Source organism: Candidatus Margulisiibacteriota bacterium, assembly GCA_041650855.1.
Taxonomy (GTDB): Bacteria; Margulisbacteria; WOR-1; order O2-12-FULL-45-9; family XYB2-FULL-48-7; genus JALOPZ01.
Genome location: JBAZKJ010000001.1, coordinates 697,862 through 715,709 on the forward strand (window position 1 = coordinate 697,862; position 17,848 = coordinate 715,709).

20 protein-coding genes are annotated in these 17,848 nt (G+C 59.0%); 18 read left to right on the forward strand and 2 right to left on the reverse strand.

Annotation, left to right across the window (positions count from 1 at the left end):
• Positions 1-40: 40 nt before the first annotated feature.
• The 14 genes from WC529_03435 (at position 41) to WC529_03500 (ending at position 12,477) form a co-directional block, all read left to right on the forward strand.
• Entirely contained in the window at positions 41-679 is a 639-nt protein-coding gene (locus tag WC529_03435; protein ID MFA5113333.1) for a redox-sensing transcriptional repressor Rex, read from the forward strand.
• 75 nt (positions 680-754) lie between these two features.
• Positions 755-1,798, forward strand: a complete 1,044-nt coding sequence (locus tag WC529_03440; GenBank protein ID MFA5113334.1) for a 4Fe-4S dicluster domain-containing protein — start codon at positions 755-757, stop codon at positions 1,796-1,798.
• 1 nt (position 1,799) lies between these two features.
• On the forward strand, positions 1,800-2,624 hold the full coding sequence (locus WC529_03445) for an FAD/NAD(P)-binding protein (protein MFA5113335.1): 825 nt from the start codon (positions 1,800-1,802) through the stop codon (positions 2,622-2,624).
• Positions 2,618-4,039 (forward strand): molybdopterin-dependent oxidoreductase, encoded by a 1,422-nt coding sequence (locus WC529_03450; protein ID MFA5113336.1) that lies wholly within the window; start codon positions 2,618-2,620, stop codon positions 4,037-4,039. The genes WC529_03445 and WC529_03450 overlap by 7 nt, the downstream gene beginning before the upstream one ends.
• Entirely contained in the window at positions 4,032-4,511 is a 480-nt protein-coding gene (locus WC529_03455; GenBank protein MFA5113337.1) for a 4Fe-4S dicluster domain-containing protein, read from the forward strand. Before WC529_03450 ends, WC529_03455 begins: the two co-directional genes overlap by 8 nt.
• Before the next feature lie 2 nt (positions 4,512-4,513).
• Entirely contained in the window at positions 4,514-5,191 is a 678-nt protein-coding gene (locus tag WC529_03460) for a tetratricopeptide repeat protein (protein MFA5113338.1), read from the forward strand.
• A 32-nt stretch (positions 5,192-5,223) separates the two neighbouring features.
• Positions 5,224-6,111 (forward strand): complex I subunit 1 family protein, encoded by an 888-nt coding sequence (locus WC529_03465; protein MFA5113339.1) that lies wholly within the window; start codon positions 5,224-5,226, stop codon positions 6,109-6,111.
• Position 6,112: 1 nt separating this feature from the next.
• Positions 6,113-6,535 carry an NADH-quinone oxidoreductase subunit NuoB gene (gene nuoB, locus WC529_03470; protein MFA5113340.1) on the forward strand — a complete coding sequence of 141 codons (423 nt, stop codon included), beginning with the start codon at positions 6,113-6,115 and terminating at the stop codon, positions 6,533-6,535.
• Complete coding sequence (locus WC529_03475) at positions 6,532-6,987, forward strand: NADH-quinone oxidoreductase subunit C (GenBank protein ID MFA5113341.1); 456 nt, start codon at positions 6,532-6,534, stop codon at positions 6,985-6,987. Before nuoB ends, WC529_03475 begins: the two co-directional genes overlap by 4 nt.
• A gap of 1 nt (position 6,988) precedes the next feature.
• Complete coding sequence (locus tag WC529_03480; protein ID MFA5113342.1) at positions 6,989-8,167, forward strand: nickel-dependent hydrogenase large subunit; 1,179 nt, start codon at positions 6,989-6,991, stop codon at positions 8,165-8,167.
• Entirely contained in the window at positions 8,164-10,086 is a 1,923-nt protein-coding gene (locus WC529_03485) for a complex I subunit 5 family protein (protein MFA5113343.1), read from the forward strand. Before WC529_03480 ends, WC529_03485 begins: the two co-directional genes overlap by 4 nt.
• A gap of 10 nt (positions 10,087-10,096) precedes the next feature.
• Entirely contained in the window at positions 10,097-11,545 is a 1,449-nt protein-coding gene (locus WC529_03490; GenBank protein ID MFA5113344.1) for a proton-conducting transporter membrane subunit, read from the forward strand.
• Positions 11,542-12,147, forward strand: a complete 606-nt coding sequence (locus WC529_03495; GenBank protein ID MFA5113345.1) for a 4Fe-4S dicluster domain-containing protein — start codon at positions 11,542-11,544, stop codon at positions 12,145-12,147. The genes WC529_03490 and WC529_03495 overlap by 4 nt, the downstream gene beginning before the upstream one ends.
• A 48-nt stretch (positions 12,148-12,195) precedes the next feature.
• Positions 12,196-12,477, forward strand: a complete 282-nt coding sequence (locus WC529_03500; protein ID MFA5113346.1) for a hydrogenase maturation nickel metallochaperone HypA — start codon at positions 12,196-12,198, stop codon at positions 12,475-12,477.
• Here the strand turns inward: WC529_03500 and hydG are convergent.
• Positions 12,466-13,848: a [FeFe] hydrogenase H-cluster radical SAM maturase HydG gene (gene hydG / locus WC529_03505; protein MFA5113347.1), complete on the reverse strand. Its 1,383-nt coding sequence runs from the start codon at positions 13,846-13,848 to the stop codon at positions 12,466-12,468. The genes WC529_03500 and hydG overlap by 12 nt on opposite strands.
• A gap of 156 nt (positions 13,849-14,004) precedes the next feature.
• Here hydG and WC529_03510 point away from each other — a divergent pair, with 156 nt between their 5' ends.
• Both WC529_03510 and WC529_03515 read left to right on the forward strand, forming a co-directional pair.
• A complete protein-coding gene (locus WC529_03510; protein MFA5113348.1) occupies positions 14,005-14,685 on the forward strand; it encodes a response regulator transcription factor in 681 nt (226 codons plus the stop codon).
• Position 14,686: 1 nt separating this feature from the next.
• Complete coding sequence (locus tag WC529_03515; GenBank protein ID MFA5113349.1) at positions 14,687-15,700, forward strand: ATP-binding protein; 1,014 nt, start codon at positions 14,687-14,689, stop codon at positions 15,698-15,700.
• On the opposite strand, the gene nikR is transcribed toward WC529_03515, so the two are convergent.
• Positions 15,680-16,096 carry a nickel-responsive transcriptional regulator NikR gene (nikR, locus tag WC529_03520; GenBank protein ID MFA5113350.1) on the reverse strand — a complete coding sequence of 139 codons (417 nt, stop codon included), beginning with the start codon at positions 16,094-16,096 and terminating at the stop codon, positions 15,680-15,682. The genes WC529_03515 and nikR overlap by 21 nt on opposite strands.
• Before the next feature lie 57 nt (positions 16,097-16,153).
• Between nikR and WC529_03525 the strand changes: the two genes are divergently transcribed.
• Both WC529_03525 and WC529_03530 read left to right on the forward strand, forming a co-directional pair.
• A complete protein-coding gene (locus tag WC529_03525; GenBank protein ID MFA5113351.1) occupies positions 16,154-16,852 on the forward strand; it encodes an energy-coupling factor ABC transporter permease in 699 nt (232 codons plus the stop codon).
• Between the two features lie 2 nt (positions 16,853-16,854).
• A complete protein-coding gene (locus tag WC529_03530) occupies positions 16,855-17,838 on the forward strand; it encodes a PDGLE domain-containing protein (protein ID MFA5113352.1) in 984 nt (327 codons plus the stop codon).
• Positions 17,839-17,848: the final 10 nt, after the last annotated feature.

Consider the following 17,848-nt stretch of genomic DNA (forward strand, 5'->3'; position numbering starts at 1 on the left):
GCAACCGCGCCAAATAGTATCATTGTGAATAGTATCACAAATGAAAATACCGGAAAAAACCATCTCGCGCCTCTCGCTTTACTACCGCAACCTGCACTTTTTGTCGCAGCAGGGGACCTACGCGATCTCGTCCAAATCGCTGGCTTCGATGGTCGGCCTGAAAGCCGACCAGGTCAGAAAGGACCTTTCTTACTTCGGTTCGTTCGGCAAGACCGGGTTCGGCTATAACGTTTCGGAGCTGAAGAACGCGCTGGCCAGGATCCTCGGCTTGGAGCAGGGGAGGAAAGTGGCGATCGTCGGCATGGGGAACCTGGGCCTGGCACTGGTCGGCTATAAAGGCTTTGAGGTCCTGGGCTTTAAGATCCTGGCGGTATTTGATAATTCTTCAAATAAGATAGGGAAAAAGTACAGGGGACGCCCTTGCTATAATATCAGCGAATTCAAGCAAATTGCCGCTCGGGAGGGGATCGAGATGGTGATCCTGACCGTGCCGGCCGAAGTGGTCCATGAAGTGACCGGCACGATCGTCGCCGCCGGGGTCAAGGCGATCCTCAATTTTACGCCAGTCCACCTGAACGTTCCCCGGGCCGTGCACGTGACCAACGTTGACCTGGCCACGGAGCTGAAAAGCCTGTCCTACTTCGTTTTCGGCCAAAAAAGCGCCGCCCGCAACCCTTGACAACCGGCCGCCGGATGCCGTAAAATAGAGGTGAGCGGTCAATTGTGAAGAACATCACAAACCTGCCTAATTCACATGCAAAGCTATTTTATTACGCCGGTCGAGTTTGAGGGCTTCATTGCCAAGCTGCTAACGGAAGGTACGGTCATCGCCCCGACGCTGGTCGCGGGCCGCAATATCCTGCAGGAAGTGACCCCGGAGACCATCAAGGCCGTTAACCTGGGCGGTTACCGGGCGGTCGAGCCGTTCAAGTCGTATCTTTTCCGGTTGACGGAAAAAGTCGCCCGCTATTTTGGCGCCGACGAGGCAACGCACGGACGGAAACTGGTCTTGCTCGGCGTCAGGGGCTGCGACCGGGAAGCGTTGAGCGTTTATGACCGCGTGCTGGGCGAAGGGGAGGTCGCCGACCCGTATTACCTGGCGAACCGGCAGGACCTCTTGATCATTACGGCCGATTGCACCGATTGCGGCAAGACCTGTTTCTGCAACATGGTCGGCGGCCAGGCGTTTGCCGGCAAAGGGTTCGACCTGAACGTGACAAAAGTGCCGGACGGATATGTTATCGAGACCGGCAGCGCAAGAGGGGAACAGCTCGTTGTCCTGTTCAACAAAGCGTCCGACGACCAGTTAATGCTGAAAGCCGGCGTCAGGAACGAAATGGCGGACAAGCTGGAGTCGGTCAACCGGGAATTCAAATGCAAGTGCAACATCGATTGGCGGGACGCGCATAAGATCAATCTGGAGAACGGCCGGGCCTGGAAAGAGGTCACGAAAAAATGCGTAGAATGCAGCGCCTGCAACTTTGTCTGCCCGACCTGCACCTGTTTCTTGTTGCTGGACGCCGCAGCGGGCGGAGAGCACGACCGCTATAAGGTCTGGGATGCCTGTTTAAAGAACGGTTACGCCCGGGTGGCGGGCGGAGCAAATTCGCGGCCGAAATTGCCCGAGCGGCTGCAGAACCGCTACCATTGCAAGTTCGATTACTCCCATGACCGGTTAGGCCGTTATACCTGCGTCGGCTGCGGCCGCTGCATCGACGGCTGCGCCGGCAATATCGACATGAGGGAAGTTTACGCCGAGCTGGTCCGGCAAGTGCCGCTGACCGCGAAGCTGGAATAATATGGGCTGCAACGGACAAAATCCCTATCGGCCGGTCGAAGCGCGGACGGAAAAGGTCATCACCGAAACGTCCAACATCAAGACCTTTGTCTTCCGCCCGGCAGAACCGCTGACGTTCCTGCCGGGCCAGTTCATGCTGGTAACGGTGCCGGGGGTCGGCGAGTGCGCTTTTACTCCTTCTTCTGATTACAAGGTCACCGAAACACTGGAATTCACCATCATGAGGGCGGGCTCGGTCACCGGCCTGATCCATCAGCTGAAAGAAGGGGACACGGTCGGCTTGCGCGGCCCGTACGGCAAGCCGTATCCGCTGAAAGATTATCACGGCAAGGACGTTTACGTGGTCGGCGGGGGCGTCGGTCTGGCGCCGCTCCGGGCGCTGCTCTACGGGCTGAACCACGAGATCGACCACCTGAAAAAAGTCGAGGTCCGCTTCGGTTCCCGCTCGCCGCAGGACATCTGTTACCGGGACGACCTGCCGAACTGGCAGAAACGGAAAAAGACCAATCTGGTGATCTCGGTCGACACCGCGGCGCCCGGCTGGACCGGCAATGTCGGCCTGGTGACGACCATCCTCAAGGACGACGACGTGGACGTGAAGAACGCCGTCGCCGTCGTCTGCGGGCCGCCGATCATGATGAAGTTCGTCAACAAACGGCTGCTCGACATGGGCTTCGCGCCCAAGGACATTTACCTGTCGATGGAAAAGAACATGAGCTGCGGCGTCGGCAAATGCTTCCACTGCAACCTGGGGAAATACTTCGTTTGCCAGGACGGCCCGGTGTTCACGTGGGAGCAGATAAAGGATATTCCCGAACCATGGTAACAAAAAACTCAATTTGTTTGTTTTGTTCGCTCGGCTGCGGGGTCAGTTTCCGGGCCGAGGGGGGACAGGTCAAAGCGCTCGCTTACGACCAGGAGAACCCGGTCAATAAGGGGGCGCTGTGCCCGCGCGGCCATTACAATCTTGAGCTGGTCAATCATCCCGGCCGGTTGACCGAGCCGCAGATCGGCAAGCGGAAAGTCTCCTGGGAAGAGGCCGCGACCTTTATCCGGCAAGAGCTGCAGCCGTTCAACAAGCCGGAGATCGGTTGCCTGGTCTCTTGCCTGCTCAGCAACGAAGCGGCGCTGGCCGTGGCCCGGATGGCGCAAAGGCTCGGCATCAAGAATCTTCTGACGGCCGGTGCGGCCGCCGATCTGGAAGCGTACGAGGGGAATAAATGGCAGGTCCCCGGCGCAGAGCTGGCGACGCTGGAAAGCCTGGAGCAATCCGACGCGCTGCTGATCGTCGGCGACCTGCTCAGCCGGTCGCCGGTCCTCTCCAAACGGGTCAACAAGGTCAAGTACGGCAAACGCGGGAACAAGATAATCGTGATCGACCCGAACCAGACCCATACGACCTGGTTCGCGACGAGCCATCTGGCCTGCAAGCCGGGGACGGAGGCGGTTGTGCTGGCGGCCCTGGCTGGCGCGCTCCCCGCTGCCGAGGCGGAGAGACTTTGCGGTATCCCGGCCGCCAGGCTGCAGCAAACGGCCGCTGACTTCCAGGCCGCCGCGGCCGGCACGGTTATCTATGTCCCCCAGAGCCGGAAGCCGCGCAACGACCTGGCCGTATACTACGCGAAGAAACTGGCGGCCGCTTCGGCCAACAAAAAATACCTGGTCTACTACCTGTTCGGCAACACACTCGGCGTGAACACCGTGATCGACCGGGAGGCGCCCGATCACCCGACCTACCACGAGCTGCTTGCCAAGATCGACCGGGGCGAGATCAAGAGCCTGCTGATGTTCGGCGAGGACATTTCCGCCGGCCACGCGGAGCTGCAGAAACGGTTCCGGATGCTGAAGTTCGTCGCTTTTGCCGGCCACTTTGAAAGCGAATCGCCGGCGATCTACGACAACAGCATCCTGCTCCCCCTGGCCACGCAGTGCGAGGCCGGCGGCAGTTACCTGCTGGCGGACGGCAAGGTCGCCGAGTGCGAACCGGTCGCGCCGGCGGTCGGCAGCGCGACCCTGACAAAGATCTGCGGTTTATTGGCGGATGTCAGCGTCGGCCGGAGCGAAGGCCGGCAATGCGTCGAGCAAGGCCTGGTCGGCAAAACGAAGGACGAGGCCGAGGCGCTGGCCGAGCTTAAAGGGGTCCAGCCGGTCGAAAGCTCGACGACCAAGCCGATCACCTATTTCGGCAACAACCATCTGGTCAGCAACTTTTTCTGGTATCAGGTGAACAAGAATGGCTAAAAGGGTCTATCTTAATCTCGACCTCTGCTGCGGCTGCAAGAGCTGCGCGGCGGCCTGCGCTTACGGGCACCACCTCCAGTCGCTGCTCGGCCACGCGCCGCTGCCGGCGGCGGCGCTGCCGCTCCACTGCCTGCATTGCGACCAGCCGGCCTGCGCGGCCGCCTGCCCGAACGAAGCGATGAAGAAAATGGAAGACGGCACGGTTTTGCGCAGCCAGTACCGCTGCGTCGGCTGCCGTTCCTGCTCGGTCGCCTGTCCGTTCGGCGTCATTCAGCCGGACCTGGCCAAGCACGTGACCCCCAAGTGCGACCTTTGCCTCGACCGGTTGGCCGAAGGGGAGGTGCCGCGCTGCGTGGCGACCTGCACCTCGGGCGCGCTGTCGTTCGCCGAGGTCGACGAACAGATCGCGGACAAGAACAAGAACCTGGTCTCGGTCAGGATGCTGTCGAATTTCATCGGGAGGAGGCGGTAATCATGGGTAGAGTCGAAGAGCACATGGACAAGGCCTGTTCGCTGCTGCGCGAGGGGAAGCTGCGCGACGCGATCGGTGAATATAAACAGGCGCTGGATGTTGATCCGGAAAACGCGATCGCCCACAAGAGCCTGGGGAGCATCTATTACCGGTTGACCATGCTCGACGAATCGATCAGCGAGTTCGAGCTGGCGGTCAAGCATCATCCCAAGTACGCCGACGCTTATTACGAGCTGGGCGTCTCGCTCTACCGCCGCGGCCGCCTGGAAGATTCGATCAAGTCGTTCGAGAAGGCGGTGGAGATCAACCCGAACTTCCATATTGCCCGTTACTGGCTGGGGCTCTCTTTCTATTATTCCGGCAAGCTGCTGAAAGCGATCGAATACTTCAAGCAGGTGCTGGACAAGGAGCCGCACGTCGTTATTTCCCGCTACCACATGGGGGTGGCCTACGCGCGTTTAAGCAAGTTCACCGAAGCGATCAAGGAATTTGAGTTGTTCCTGAAAGACGTGCCGGCCAGCGCCGCGGCCTACTACAACCTGGGTAAAGCCTACTATAATAAAGGGGATGTGGAAAAGGCGGTCGACGCTTTCAAAAAAGCGGTCGACATCGATCCGGAAGACGAACGGTCGAAAAAGAACTTATTAATGCTGGAGGACCTAAAGAGCCGGTTCTTCTAAGTTCAAAAGTTAGAATGCAAAGTTTAAAATTATTGTTTGATTATTTAATATTTCCGGGGTTCCTGTTCTGCGCGGTGGCCGGTTTATTGGCGACCTGGGTGGACAGGAAGGTGACCGCCCGGCTGCAGTACCGGGTCGGGCCGCCCTGGTTTCAGCCGTTCGCCGATGTCGCCAAGCTGCTGGGCAAAGAGACGATCGTCCCGGCGGGAGCGGCCAGGCCGATTTTTCTCGGCGCGCCGCTGGTCGGTCTGGCCAGCGTAACCCTGGTCGGGACACTGCTCTGGTTGAACGTCGGCCGGACATTTATCGGCGATCTGATCGTCGTAATGTATCTGCTGACGCTGCCGTCGCTGGCGATCATTATCGGCGGGTCGGCCTCGCGCAACCCGCTGGCGGCGATCGGCGCCAGCCGCGAAATGAAACTGATCCTCGCCTATGAACTGCCGTTCATCCTGGCGGCGGCGACGGTCATTTACCGGACCAAGGCTATCCAGCTGGGGATGATCGCCGGTTATCAAGCGGTCAACGGGCCGGTCCTTTGGTCCCTGTCCGGCGGTCTGGCCTTTTTGGCGGCGCTGCTGGTCGTCCAGGCCAAGCTGGGCGCCGTCCCGTTCGATATCGCGGAGGCGGAGCAGGAGATCGCCGCCGGGGCGATCATCGAATATTCCGGCCCGGCGCTGGCGGTCATCAAATTGACCCGGGCGATCCTGTACTTTGTCCTGCCGCTCTTTTTGGCCGTGCTGTTCCTGGGCGGGATCGACGTTTGGTTCCCGCTCAAATATCTGGGGATTTTAACTTTGATCATCCTGATCAAGAACACTAATCCGCGGCTGCGGATCGACCACGCGCTCCGGTTCTTCTGGGGGCCGGTGACGATCATGGCGGCGGCCGGGTTCATTCTGGCCATGCTGGGGAAATAAGATGCTAAAGAATATCTTTAAATGGGGAGCAAAAAAGTCGCTGTGGGTCTACCACGCGGGGGCGTCGGCCTGTAACAACTGCGACATCGAGATCCTGGATATGCTGACACCGCGGCACGACGTCGAACGGTTCGGCGTGATGCTGGTCGGCTCGCCGCGGCACGCCGACGTCCTGCTGGTGACCGGAGTTTGCAACCGGCAGACGGCGCCGCGGCTGAAAAGGGTGTACGAGCAGGTCCCCAAGCCGTGTTTGGTGATCGCGATCGGCAGCTGCGCCTGTTCCGGGCACTTCTTCCGCGACAGCTATAATTACGTCAGCCCGATCGACCAGATCATTCCGGTCGACGTTTACCTGCCCGGCTGTCCGCCCAAACCGGAGGCGATGATCGACGCAGTCATTAAGGCGGTGGGGAAAATCAAATGAACGCCTTGGCACAAGTTAAAAAGAGATTCAGCAAGATCGCGGTGGACGAAAAGAACCAAAAAAGGATCTATATCACGGCCGATAACGAAACGGCCAAAGCGATCGTGGTCTGCCTGTTCGCGGAGCTCAAGGTCCGCCTGTCCACTATCACCGGCGTCGATACCAGGGCGGGGGTCGAGCTGCTTTACCACCTGGCGGCCGATAACGAAGCGCAGGTGATCACCGTCCGGACGCTGGTCCAGAAACCGGAGCTGGAGATGAGCTCGGTGACGCCGGAGATCCCGGCGGCGGAGTGGATCGAGCGGGAAATAGCGGAGATGCTCGGCGTCAAGTTCACCGGGCACCCGAACATGGCGACGCTGCTGCTGCCCGACGATTGGCCGGCCGGCGTCTACCCGCTGCGCAAGCAAACATTCGAGTCGCAGCAAGAGCTGAAAGAGAACGAGAACTAAAATGAGAAAAGAAACGATGATCCCGATCGGCCCGTACCATCCGCTCCTGGAAGAGCCGGAGTTCTTCAAGTTTTACGTCGAAGGGGAGAAGATCGTCGACGCGGAGGTCCGCGTCGGCTATAACCACCGCGGCGTGGAAAAGATCTCGGAAGGGAAGACCTTCGACCAGTCCACTTTTGTGGTCGAGCGGATCTGTGGGATCTGCTCCACTTCCCATCCGTTCGCTTATGTCCGGGCGGTGGAAGATATTTCCGGGATCGTAGTGCCGGAGCGGGCGGAATATATCCGGACGCTGATCGGCGAGCTGGAGCGGATCCATAGCCATCTGCTCTGGGTCGGGCTGGCCGGCCACTTTATCGGTTACAACACGGTCTTTATGTGGGCCTGGAAATACCGCGAGCCGGTCCTCGACATGTTCGAGATCATCTCCGGCAACCGGAACCATTACAACATGTTCAAGGTCGGCGGCGTTCGCCGCGACATCAAGGAGAGCGACGTCCCCGGCCTGCTCAAGGCGATCGACGACGTCGAGAGTTTCTGCAACATGCTGCTCAAGGCGGTGATCGACGACCCGGTGATCAAGGCGCGGCTGAAAAATGTTGGCGTCCTGAAAAAAGCCGACGCGGTCGCCTTGGGCGTCGTCGGCCCGGTCGCCCGCGCCTCCGGCATACCGATCGACGTCCGCAAGGACCACCCGTACGCCGCTTACGACCGGGTCAATTTCGAGCGGATCGTCATGGAGGGCGGCGACGTCTTCAACAAAGCGGCGATCCGCCTGCTGGAGTGCGTCGAATCGGCCAAGATCATCCGCCAGTGCCTGAAACAGATGAAGCCGGGCGAGATCGACGCCGCCGTTCGGGAGGTCGGGGCGGGTGAGGGGATCGGCCAGCACGAAGCGCCGCGCGGCGAATGCATTCACTACGTCCGCTCCAACGGTTCGAACAACCCGGAGCGGCACAAGATCCGCGCCCCTTCGTTCATGAACGTCCCGTCGTTCAAGCTGACGGTGATCGGCGAATCGATCGCCGACGCCGCCCTGATCACCGCCGCCGTCGACCCGTGCTACTGCTGTACCGAGCGGATGGCGATCGTTGACCGGGAAACCGACAAAATATTATTATCCGGCGAAGAAATGGTCCGGCTCAGCCAGGCGAAAACGGAGCAGTTGAAGAACCAATGAACAATATTCTGCTAACGATCATGGTCCCGCTGGCGGCCGCGCTGCTCTGTGTGCTATTCCGCCGCCTGGCGGGTTGGCTGGCGCTGCTGGCGTCGGCTTTTGTCGTGTTAGAGGCGGCCCTGGTCTTCCGGGCGGGCGGCGCGGTTTCTCCGCTTTTTGCTCTCCAGGCTTTCCCTTTTACGGCCGGTATTTTCCTGGCCGCCGCGGTCTTTACGCTGCTGGTCGTTATTTACTCGATCGGGTTCATAACCGAAGGGAAACGGAGCGGCGAATATTACGCCTACGTGCTGATCACTCTGGCCTGCGCGGCCGGCGTCCTGTTCGCCAGCGATTTCCTGACCCTGATCCTCTGCTGGGGAACGCTGGGCATACCATTATATATGCTGGTCGGCATTGCCGATCAGGACGACGGGAGCGCGGCCAAAAAAACGCTGCTGATCGTCGGCGGCGCCGACGCGCTGATGATCATCGGGATCGGCATTATCTGGCTGGCGACCGGCTCGCTGCAGATCGGGTCCACTCATTTGCCGCTCAATACGCCGCTCATGATCGCCGCGTTCCTCGCGCTGTTAGCCGGCGCCTTTGCCAAGGCGGGGGTTATGCCGCTGCACAGCTGGATCCCGGAGGCGGCCGCCTGCGCCCCGGCGCCGGTCATGGCGTTCTTGCCGGCTTCGATCGACAAGCTGCTCGGCATTTATTTATTATCGCGGCTTTGTTACGACGTTTTTATCATCCGGCCGAACAGCCCGCTGGCGATCGGCCTGCTGGCGATCGGCTCGGTCACGATCATCGGCGCGGTCCTGGCCGCCCTGGTACAGCACGACCTGAAAAAGCTCCTCTCTTTCCACGCCGTTTCCCAGGTCGGCTACATGGTGCTCGGCCTGGGGACCGGATTGCCGCTCGGCGTGGCCGGCGGCATCTTTCACATGTTCAACCACGCGATCTACAAATCGTGCCTGTTCCTCTGTGCCGGGACGGTCGAAGCGCGGACCGGGACGACGGAGCTGGCAAAACTGGGCGGGCTCGGCAAAAAGATGCCGCTCACCTTTGCCGCGTTCCTGATCGCGGCGTTCTCGATCTCCGGTTTGCCGCCGCTCAACGGTTTTGTCTCCAAGTGGATGATCTATTCCAGCGTTATCCAGCTGGCAGGCAGCAGCAATTGGTGGATCGTCTGGCTGGCGGCGGCGATGTTCGGCTCGGCCTTTACTTTGGCCAGTTTTGTCAAAGTTATCCAGGCGGTCTTTCTCGGCCAGGGGAGCGAATTCGCCGAGAAAGCCAAAGAAGGCTCGGCCTGGCTCTGGCTGCCGACCGTTTTCCTGGCCGCAGTCTGCGTCATTTTCGGTCTTTGGGCGTTCGCCTTACCGATCAGGTACCTGGTCGCGCCGGCGATCGCGATCATTCCTTTTAGCGGTATCTGGGAGCCGGGTCCGGCTACCCTGTTATTGCTGACCGGCCTGGCCGTCGGCCTGGCGATCTACTTGCTCGGCAACGTCCGCAAGGTCAGCGAGCGGCCGGCCTTCTACGGCGGAGAAGAGCTCCCGCTGGCGGAGATCAAAGTGACCGGCACCGATTTCTATGACACGGTCAAAAGATTCAAACCGCTGGAAATGGCCTACGCGGCCGGCGAGAAACATTATTTTGACCTGTACGAAATGACAACGGCCCTGGTCCGCTGGCTCGGCGCGCGGTTGTTCTGGCTCGACACGAAACAGCCGTTCGGCCTTATTGGCTGGTTCCGGCGCGACCGCGCCTTTGCGACCCGGCTGCTGATCGCCCTGGTCGCGGCCGAGCTGCTGGTCGAAGGCCTGCTGCTCCTTTGCGGCGTCAGAGAACTGCTGACCACTCTAACCGCGCTGGCCGCGGTCGCAGTGACCTTTTTCCTGACCGCCCGGTTGAGCAGGAGTTATGCCAATGAATAATCAATTACTATTGTTTGTCCTGATCGCCCTGCCGCTGCTGGCGGCGCTGCTGATCGGCGTTTTTCGCCGTTCCGGCGCCTGGCTGGCCGGTTTGACCGTCCTGGTCCTGGCCAAGATCATCGGCTGGCTTTACCTGGTCCGGCCGTTCAACAATATCATCCTTTTCAATAAGTTTGGCCTGGCGCTGGTGCTGGACGGCCTCAGCCATCTGCTCCTGTTCACCGCGGACCTGACGGCGTTCTTCATTATCTTATACGCGGCCGCTTATGCCGGTAAATACCGGAACCAGCCGTGGTTCTTTGCGCTCTTCCTGGTCCTGCTGGCCGGGATCAACGGGGTGGTGCTGGCCGGCGACCTGGTCTGGCTTTTCATTTTCCTGGAATTAGCCGCCCTGTCGGCTTATCTGCTGGTGGCGTTCGGCAACACCCGCGCCCAACTGGAAGCGGCGGTCAAATATCTGTTGATCGGGGAGGGGGCGTCGCTCCTGATCCTGGCCGGCTGCGGCCTGGTCCACAAAATGACCGGCACGTTCAACATGGGGGAGGCGGCGCAGATCATGGCCAACGGCCCCGTTAGCCTGAAAATGGCCGCCAGCCTGCTCTTTATCGCCGGCTTCGGCACCAAAGCGGCGCTGATGCCGTTCCAGGCCTGGCTGCCCGACGCGCATTCGTCCGCGCCGGCGCCGGTTTCCGCGATCCTTTCCGGCGTGATCATCAAGACTTTGGGGATCTACGCGTTAGCGCGCATCCTCTTTAACGTGCTGGGGATGACCCCGGAGCTTTCGCTGATCCTGATCGGGCTCGGCGTCCTGTCGATCATTGTCGCCGGCTTGTTCGCCGTCGGCCAGTCGGACATGAAGCGGCTGATGGCCTATTCGAGCATCTCACAGATCGGCTATATTACCGTCGGCCTGGCGCTGGCGACGCCGCTCGCCCTGATGGGAGCGCTCTTCCATCTTTTTAATCACGCGTTGATGAAGGGGCTCCTTTTCCTGAACGCCGGCGCGGTGGAGCGCCAGACCGAGACGCGCGACCTGACGGAGCTCGGCGGCCTGCGCCGGCAAATGCCGGTCACCGCGGCCACCTCGCTGGTCGGCTCGCTGGCGATCTCCGGCGTGCCGCCGTTCAACGGGTTTTGGAGCAAGCTGTTCATCATTATTGCCTGTGTCCAGGCCGGTAAACTCTGGGTCGCTCTGGCGGCGGTGATCGGCAGCTTGCTGACAATGGGGGCCTTCTTGAGGCTGCAAAAGCATGTTTTCTTCGGGCAACCGCACAAGAAATTCTTTGAGCTGCGGGAGGCGCCGCTGACCATGAGCCTGGCGGTCGTCGGGTTAGCGCTGCTCTGCTTAGTGGTCGGGCTCGCTTATCCGCTGGTCATCGCGTACCTGGTCAATCCGGCGGTCGTGGCGCTGTCGAACGGGACCGGTTACGCCAGGATGATCATGGGGGGACTGCAATGAGAATACCGTTGCCCAAGATCAGAGAGCTGATCGAAGCGATCAAGTCGCTATTTTCCCGGCCGTTCACCAACGGTTATCCGTTCGTCAAGCTGACGCCGCCCGACGGTTTCCGCGGTAAACCGGAATATTACGAGAACGATTGCGTCGGCTGTCTCGCCTGCTACGAAGTCTGCCCGGCCCGGGCGATCAGTTACGAAGATAACAAGGGAACGAAACAGCGAACGCTGACCCACCGCGCCGATCTCTGCATCTTTTGCCAGCAGTGCGAAAAAGCCTGCATCACCGAAAAAGGGATCAAGCTGACCAAGGCGTTCGAATTAGCCCGCTACGAACGGAAGAACGACCTGTCGCAGAGCCGGAAAGAGCTGGTCCTGTGCGAGCATTGCGGCGAAGTCATCGGCTGCCTGGACCACTTAAAATTCCTGGCGAAGAAAGTCGGCCCGCTCCTCTACACGAACCCGACGCTCTTGCTCGCGCGCCACGCGGAGCTCAAGCTCCTGGAACAGCAGCGCGGCCAGGGCAGCCCGCACCCGCGCGCCGGGCATCTCCAGCTCCTGTGCCCCAATTGCCGCCGCAAGATGATCGTTAAAGAGCAGTGGTAGCCCGCTATGCATGAGCTGCATTTAGCGGAAGACATTTTGCGGAAGATAATGGAGAAGGCCGAGGAACTGGAGAAGAAGGAAATAACCGGCGCCAGGATCGGGCTGGGCGCGTCACGCTTCACTCATATGGAAGAGCTGCTCGAATTATTTGACGACATTTCCGGCGGGATCAAGCTGGAGATCGACGTTATCCCGGTCAAGACCGCCTGCGCCCAGTGTAAAGCGGAGTTCAGCCCTAAGACAATGCGGTTAGATTGCGAAAAATGCGGGTCGACGGACATTCAAATGGTTTCCGGGAACGAGCTGGTCGTCAAAGAGCTAAAAGTATAGGTCTCTTTTTCCCTTGGCGATCGCTTTCAGCTTTTGCAGCGCCGTTTTTCTCACCTTATCGCTGCTAATATCGGCCAAATGCCGGCCGATCACCTTTTTTCCCAATTTCTTGGCTTCTTTGTCGCCATAATCGAGCAGGTATTCCTGGAACGTCAGGAGAGAGTTGGGCAGGCAATAGCTTTTGATCAGCCCCGGTTTGGCCAGGTCCATGAAGTCGTGTCCCACACGGCCAAGCCGGTAGCAGGCGGTGCAGAAGCTTGGCGAATAGCCGAGCGCCGAAATGTCCTTGATCACCTGGAGGAGCGAACGGCTGTCGTGCAGGGAGAACTGCTCGGCATTGTGTTTGCCTGCTGAGTAACCGCCCGGGTTGGTCCGCGAGCCGGCGCTGATCTGGGAGATGCCGAGGGCAAAGAGCTCGTTCCGCATTTTCGCTGATTCGCGCGTCGAGAGGATGATCCCGGTGTAGGGGACGGCCAGACGAAGAATGGCAACGACCTTCTTGAAGTCATCGTCGGCAACCTGGAACGGTGGGTTCAAGGATAGCGGGGCGCCGACCGCCGGTTCGATCCGCGGGACGGAAATGGTGTGCGGGCCGGCACCGAACTTCTTTTCCAGTTCGAGCGCGTGGTAGAGCAGGGCGAGTGTTTCGAACTTAAAGTCGTATAGGCCGAACAGGACGCCGATGCCGACGTCGTCGATCCCGGCTTCCATCGCCCGGTGCATCCCGTAGAGCCGGTAACGATAGTCGCTCTTGGGCCCTTTAACATGCATCACTTTATATGTCGGCAGATGGTAAGTTTCCTGGAAAAGCTGGAAAGTACCGATCTTGCTCTTTTTCAGCCGGCGGAAGTCAGCTACCGATAACGGAGCAATGTTGACGTTGAGCCGGCGGATCTCCCCTCTGCCGACTTTAGTCGCGTAGGCTGCCTTGATCGCTTTTTGCAGAAAGCCGATGTTGGCGGTTTTGGGGTCTTCCCCGGCGACCAGGAGGATCCGCTTATGGCCTTCTTTCTCCAGCAGCCGGACCTCGGCCTTGATCTCCGGGATCGTCAGCCGGCGCCGCGTTAGCATCGCATTGCCGGAGCGGAAACCGCAGTAGAGGCAATCGTTGATGCAAAAGTTAGTCGTGTAGAGCGGGGCAAAGAGGACCAGCCGCTTGCCGTAGATCGCTTCTTTGACCGTCCGGGCTGCCCGGAACATCTTGGCCAGGACCTTTTTGTCTTTGGCCGCCAGCAAGACCGCTGCTTCAGCCGGGGTCAGCCCCTTAAGCTGGAGCGCCTTGGCGATGATCCGTTCCGCCTCCCGGCGGGGGGCCTTGGCTGCCTTCTTGATGAGGGTGTTAATTTGCCGTTCGTCAATGAAAGTTTTCATGGGGGGATGACTTATTATATCACTTTTAGCGTCGGTAAGCAACTTGGCCCCCCTTTGTGTTCTTAGGGATCTTAGTGGTTATTCCGGAATTACCACTAAGGGCACAAAGGGCACTAAGTACACCAAGGGGAAAAAGAGGGTATAATATGGACAGTTATGACCGAGATCCTCATTATTGAAGATGACCGGGACATTGTCGAAAGCCTGGAATACAACCTCAAGAAGGAAGGCTTTAAAGTATCCAAGGCCTATGACGGCGCGGCCGGCCTTAAGTCGGCCGAAGAGAAAAGGCCGGATCTTGTCCTCCTGGACCTGATGCTGCCGATCTTTGATGGCCTGGAAGTTTGCCGCCGGCTCCGGAAAAACGCCAAGACCTCGGCTATCCCGATCATCATGCTGACCGCCAAAGGGACCGAGACCGACAAGGTCGTCGGCCTGGAGGTCGGCGCCGATGACTATATCGTCAAGCCGTTCAGCCTTAAAGAGGTCATCGCCCGGATCAAAGTGATCCTCCGCCGCAGCGGTAAAAAAGAGGCCCCGCCGCCGGCGGTGCTCAAGTTTAAAGAGTTGGAGATCGATACCGACCGGTACGAAGTCCGCGTGGCTGGTAAGCCGCTGGAACTGACGGCCAAGGAATTCCAACTGTTGCGTTACTTGGCGGAAAATAAGGGCCGAGTCTACTCACGCGAAAGACTGCTTGACGCGGTTTGGGGGATCGAGGTGGCGATTGAGACCCGGACCGTCGACGTTCATGTCCGCCGGCTGCGCGAAAAGCTGGGTAAGGCCGAGAAGCATCTGATCACCCTGCGCGGCGTCGGCTATAAGTTTGAGGCGTAGGATGTTCGAACAAGCCCTCTCCGGCATGAAAGACGGCGTACTGGTGGTCGACTCCGCCGACACGATCATCTTTGCCAATCCCGCCTTGACCGCTATATTTTCCGTTCCTCACCGGGAACTGATCGGCAAACGGCCGCTGGAAGCGATCCGGTTAGTTGAACTGGCAGAATTGGTCGCCGAAGTTCGGGCATCCGGCAAGCCCGGCAGCAAGGAGATGAGGGTCGTCTACCCCGCGGAGAAGACGTTGCTGGGATCGGCTAACCTAGCCGAAACCGAGAACGGCCAGGGGGTGGCGGTCGTTGTCCAGGACATCTCCGAAATAAAAAAATTGGAAAATCTCCGCCAGGAATTCGTGGCCAACGTCTCACATGAGCTGAAAACCCCGTTGACGGCTATCAAGAGCTACGCCGAGACCCTGCTGGGCGGCGCGATCGACGACCCGCAAAACAACCGGCAGTTCCTGGGGAAGATCGAGAAGAACGCGCAAGACCTTGCCGCCCTAATCGATGACACGCTGGAGCTGTCGCGGCTGGAGGCGCACCGCGGCCTGGCCCCCTTTGAACCGGTCCATTTGGAGCAAGAGATCGACAAGGCGCTGGAAACGTTAGCCCCCAGGATCAAGGAGAAAATGCTGGAAGTCGTCAAACAGGGCGAGGCGGGGAGTTGCGAGATTGCCGGTGAGCCGAGTCACATTTACCGGGCTCTCCTAAACCTGCTTGATAATGCTGTTAAGTATTCCAATGCCGGCGGCCGGATCGAGATCGCTTGCGCTAGAAGCGTGCACGAGCTGCGTCTGAGCGTTAAGGACTACGGGCCGGGCATTCCAGCTGAGCATCATCCGCGGTTATTCGAACGCTTCTACAGAGTTGATAAAGCCCGATCAAGAGAGCTGGGCGGGACCGGGCTCGGCTTATCGATCGTTAAGCATATTATGGACATCCACGGTGGCAAAGTTGAGATGGAGAGCAAGGCGGGGGAAGGGGCGATGTTTACTTTAGTCTTCCCGCAGGGCTGAGGTCATTACCAATTTCCCGTGTTTGACCCCTTTGGTGGCGATCAGGCGATCGGCGATATCTTTCACTTTCCGGCTTTTTCCCCGGACGACCAGCACTTCCAGGCAATTGTGATGATCGAGATGGATATGGGTGGTCGAGATGATGTTCTTAAAATGGGAGTGTTGCAGGTCGGCTAATTTGTCGGACAGGTCGTGTGAATGGTGGTTGTAGACCAGAGTGACCGTGCCGACCACTTCGCTTAAGGGAGCGGCCCATTCCTCGTCGACGAACCGGTCGCGGACCAGGTCGCGCAGAACTTCGGAGCGGTTGCTATACCCCTTCTTTTTGGCCAGCTTGTCCAGCTTGGCCAGCAGCTCGTCCGGGATCGAAACACCGAACCTTTTGGTCATTGACAAGATTGTATAGTAAATGATAATATCTTGCAAGAGTAACACGAAAGGAGAAAAGGTGCTATGCATATTCCGGACGGTTTTCTTGATCCAAAAGTGGCGACCGGCTTGATGGGGGCGGCGGCGGTGGTGCTGGCGTTCAGCGTCGCGAAGGTGCGGGAGGTGGTTACCGCCATTCAGCCGGCGGCGGCATGGGCGGCGGCGGGCAAGGGGATGGGGAACGTGGTTGGCGGAATGAAGCGGGTTTTGACCGGGAACGGGGAGCGAACCATCTACCAGATGGGGATGGTGGCAGCCCTGGTCTTTGCCGGGCAGATGTTCAATTTTCCGATCAGCGGCGGTACGTCCGGCCACCTGATCGGCGGCGTATTTGCCTCGGTCATTCTCGGACCGTTCGCCGGGGCGATCGTCATCGCGGCCGTATTAGCAGTTCAGATGCTCTTTTTTGCCGATGGGGGGTTGGTCGCGATCGGCGCCAACATCATCAATATGGCGTTATTTGGGACGATCGTCGCTTACTATATATACTACTATTTGAAGAGGATCGCGCCGGAGTGGCTGGCGATCGTTGCCGCCGCCTGGTCTGCCGTTCCGCTGGCGGCGTTCGCCTGCGCGTTGGAGCTCGGTTTTTCCGGCACGATCCCGTTTGCCGCAGTGGTCCCCGCGATGGTCAAAGTTCACGCCATTATTGGTATCGCCGAAGCGCTGATCACGCTGGCGCTAATCAATGTCTTTCGCGCCATGCTGAAGGGGGAGGAATAGCCATGAAGAAGCTGTTCTGGGTTTCCGTTGTTATTGCCATCCTAGCCGCTTTTTTCGCTTCAGCCAATCCCGACGGTCTTGATTTTATCTCCGAGAAATTGGGGTTCGCCGAGAAGGGGCAGGAGCGAACGGCGCCGCTGGCCGATTACAGCGTCGGCTTTCTGCCGGCCGGGGGCATTTCCACTTCGACTGCCGGGATCGCCGGAATCTTGATCACGCTGGGGATCTTCTGGCTGGCTGCTTATGCTTTAAAGAGAGGCGACAATAAAACTAAAAACAAAGCAGCTTGTTCCCTGTTTTTGATCCTGGCCGCGGTTTCTCCGGTTTTTGCCGCTCGCCCGCTGGTGACCGATGATTTTTACACGGTCGCGGCCGGAGGTTACGAGCTGGAGGTCGGTTACGCCGCTACGCAAAACCAAGCGTCACAAGCCAATGGCGCCAATCTTTCGTTCAAGCGAGGCATTTTGGCGAACTTTGACCTGGGGATCGAGGTCCCGTACGCCGTTTCTTCTCCTTCGGGCTTGAATGATATTTTGCTGCATGCTAAATACCGCCTTTGGGAGAGGGGGGAGGATGAGGGCTTGACCGGCCGGATCGATTATAAGTTCAATAATGGCGACGTCAGCCAGGGATTAGGGAGCGGGGACAACGACTACTGCTTGATGCTGATCTATTCGAAAATGGTCGGGTCAACTAAAACGCACTGGAATTTCGGCCACGTAAAGGTCGGGATCAACGGCGGCGTGCAATCAGCCGATTATTTCGCTTATTCTATTGCCCTGGAGCAGCCGGTCTGGGGAGAGAACGGGGACGTCGTGGCCGAATATGTGGCCAACAATGCCGCTTCGCCAAGCCCCGCGTTCATTCAGCTGGGCGCCCGCTATCTGGTCGCCCAGGGCCTGAAGCTTGACGCCGGCTATAGCGTCGGCTTGAACAATAACACGATCAAGAACAGCGCGACGGCCGGTATTCATTACGAGTTCTGATTATGTTAAG

Coding starts and splice junctions, on each gene's coding strand:
- WC529_03435 (MFA5113333.1), top strand. CDS start 41: ATGAAAATACCGGAAAAAACCATCTCGCGCCTCTCGCTTTACTACCGC.
- WC529_03440 (MFA5113334.1), top strand. CDS start 755: ATGCAAAGCTATTTTATTACGCCGGTCGAGTTTGAGGGCTTCATTGCC.
- WC529_03445 (MFA5113335.1), top strand. CDS start 1,800: ATGGGCTGCAACGGACAAAATCCCTATCGGCCGGTCGAAGCGCGGACG.
- WC529_03450 (MFA5113336.1), top strand. CDS start 2,618: ATGGTAACAAAAAACTCAATTTGTTTGTTTTGTTCGCTCGGCTGCGGG.
- WC529_03455 (MFA5113337.1), top strand. CDS start 4,032: ATGGCTAAAAGGGTCTATCTTAATCTCGACCTCTGCTGCGGCTGCAAG.
- WC529_03460 (MFA5113338.1), top strand. CDS start 4,514: ATGGGTAGAGTCGAAGAGCACATGGACAAGGCCTGTTCGCTGCTGCGC.
- nuoB (MFA5113340.1), top strand. CDS start 6,113: ATGCTAAAGAATATCTTTAAATGGGGAGCAAAAAAGTCGCTGTGGGTC.
- WC529_03475 (MFA5113341.1), top strand. CDS start 6,532: ATGAACGCCTTGGCACAAGTTAAAAAGAGATTCAGCAAGATCGCGGTG.
- WC529_03480 (MFA5113342.1), top strand. CDS start 6,989: ATGAGAAAAGAAACGATGATCCCGATCGGCCCGTACCATCCGCTCCTG.
- WC529_03485 (MFA5113343.1), top strand. CDS start 8,164: ATGAACAATATTCTGCTAACGATCATGGTCCCGCTGGCGGCCGCGCTG.
- WC529_03495 (MFA5113345.1), top strand. CDS start 11,542: ATGAGAATACCGTTGCCCAAGATCAGAGAGCTGATCGAAGCGATCAAG.
- WC529_03500 (MFA5113346.1), top strand. CDS start 12,196: ATGGAGAAGGCCGAGGAACTGGAGAAGAAGGAAATAACCGGCGCCAGG.
- hydG (MFA5113347.1), bottom strand. CDS start 13,848: ATGAAAACTTTCATTGACGAACGGCAAATTAACACCCTCATCAAGAAG.
- WC529_03510 (MFA5113348.1), top strand. CDS start 14,005: ATGACCGAGATCCTCATTATTGAAGATGACCGGGACATTGTCGAAAGC.
- WC529_03515 (MFA5113349.1), top strand. CDS start 14,687: ATGTTCGAACAAGCCCTCTCCGGCATGAAAGACGGCGTACTGGTGGTC.
- WC529_03525 (MFA5113351.1), top strand. CDS start 16,154: ATGCATATTCCGGACGGTTTTCTTGATCCAAAAGTGGCGACCGGCTTG.
- WC529_03530 (MFA5113352.1), top strand. CDS start 16,855: ATGAAGAAGCTGTTCTGGGTTTCCGTTGTTATTGCCATCCTAGCCGCT.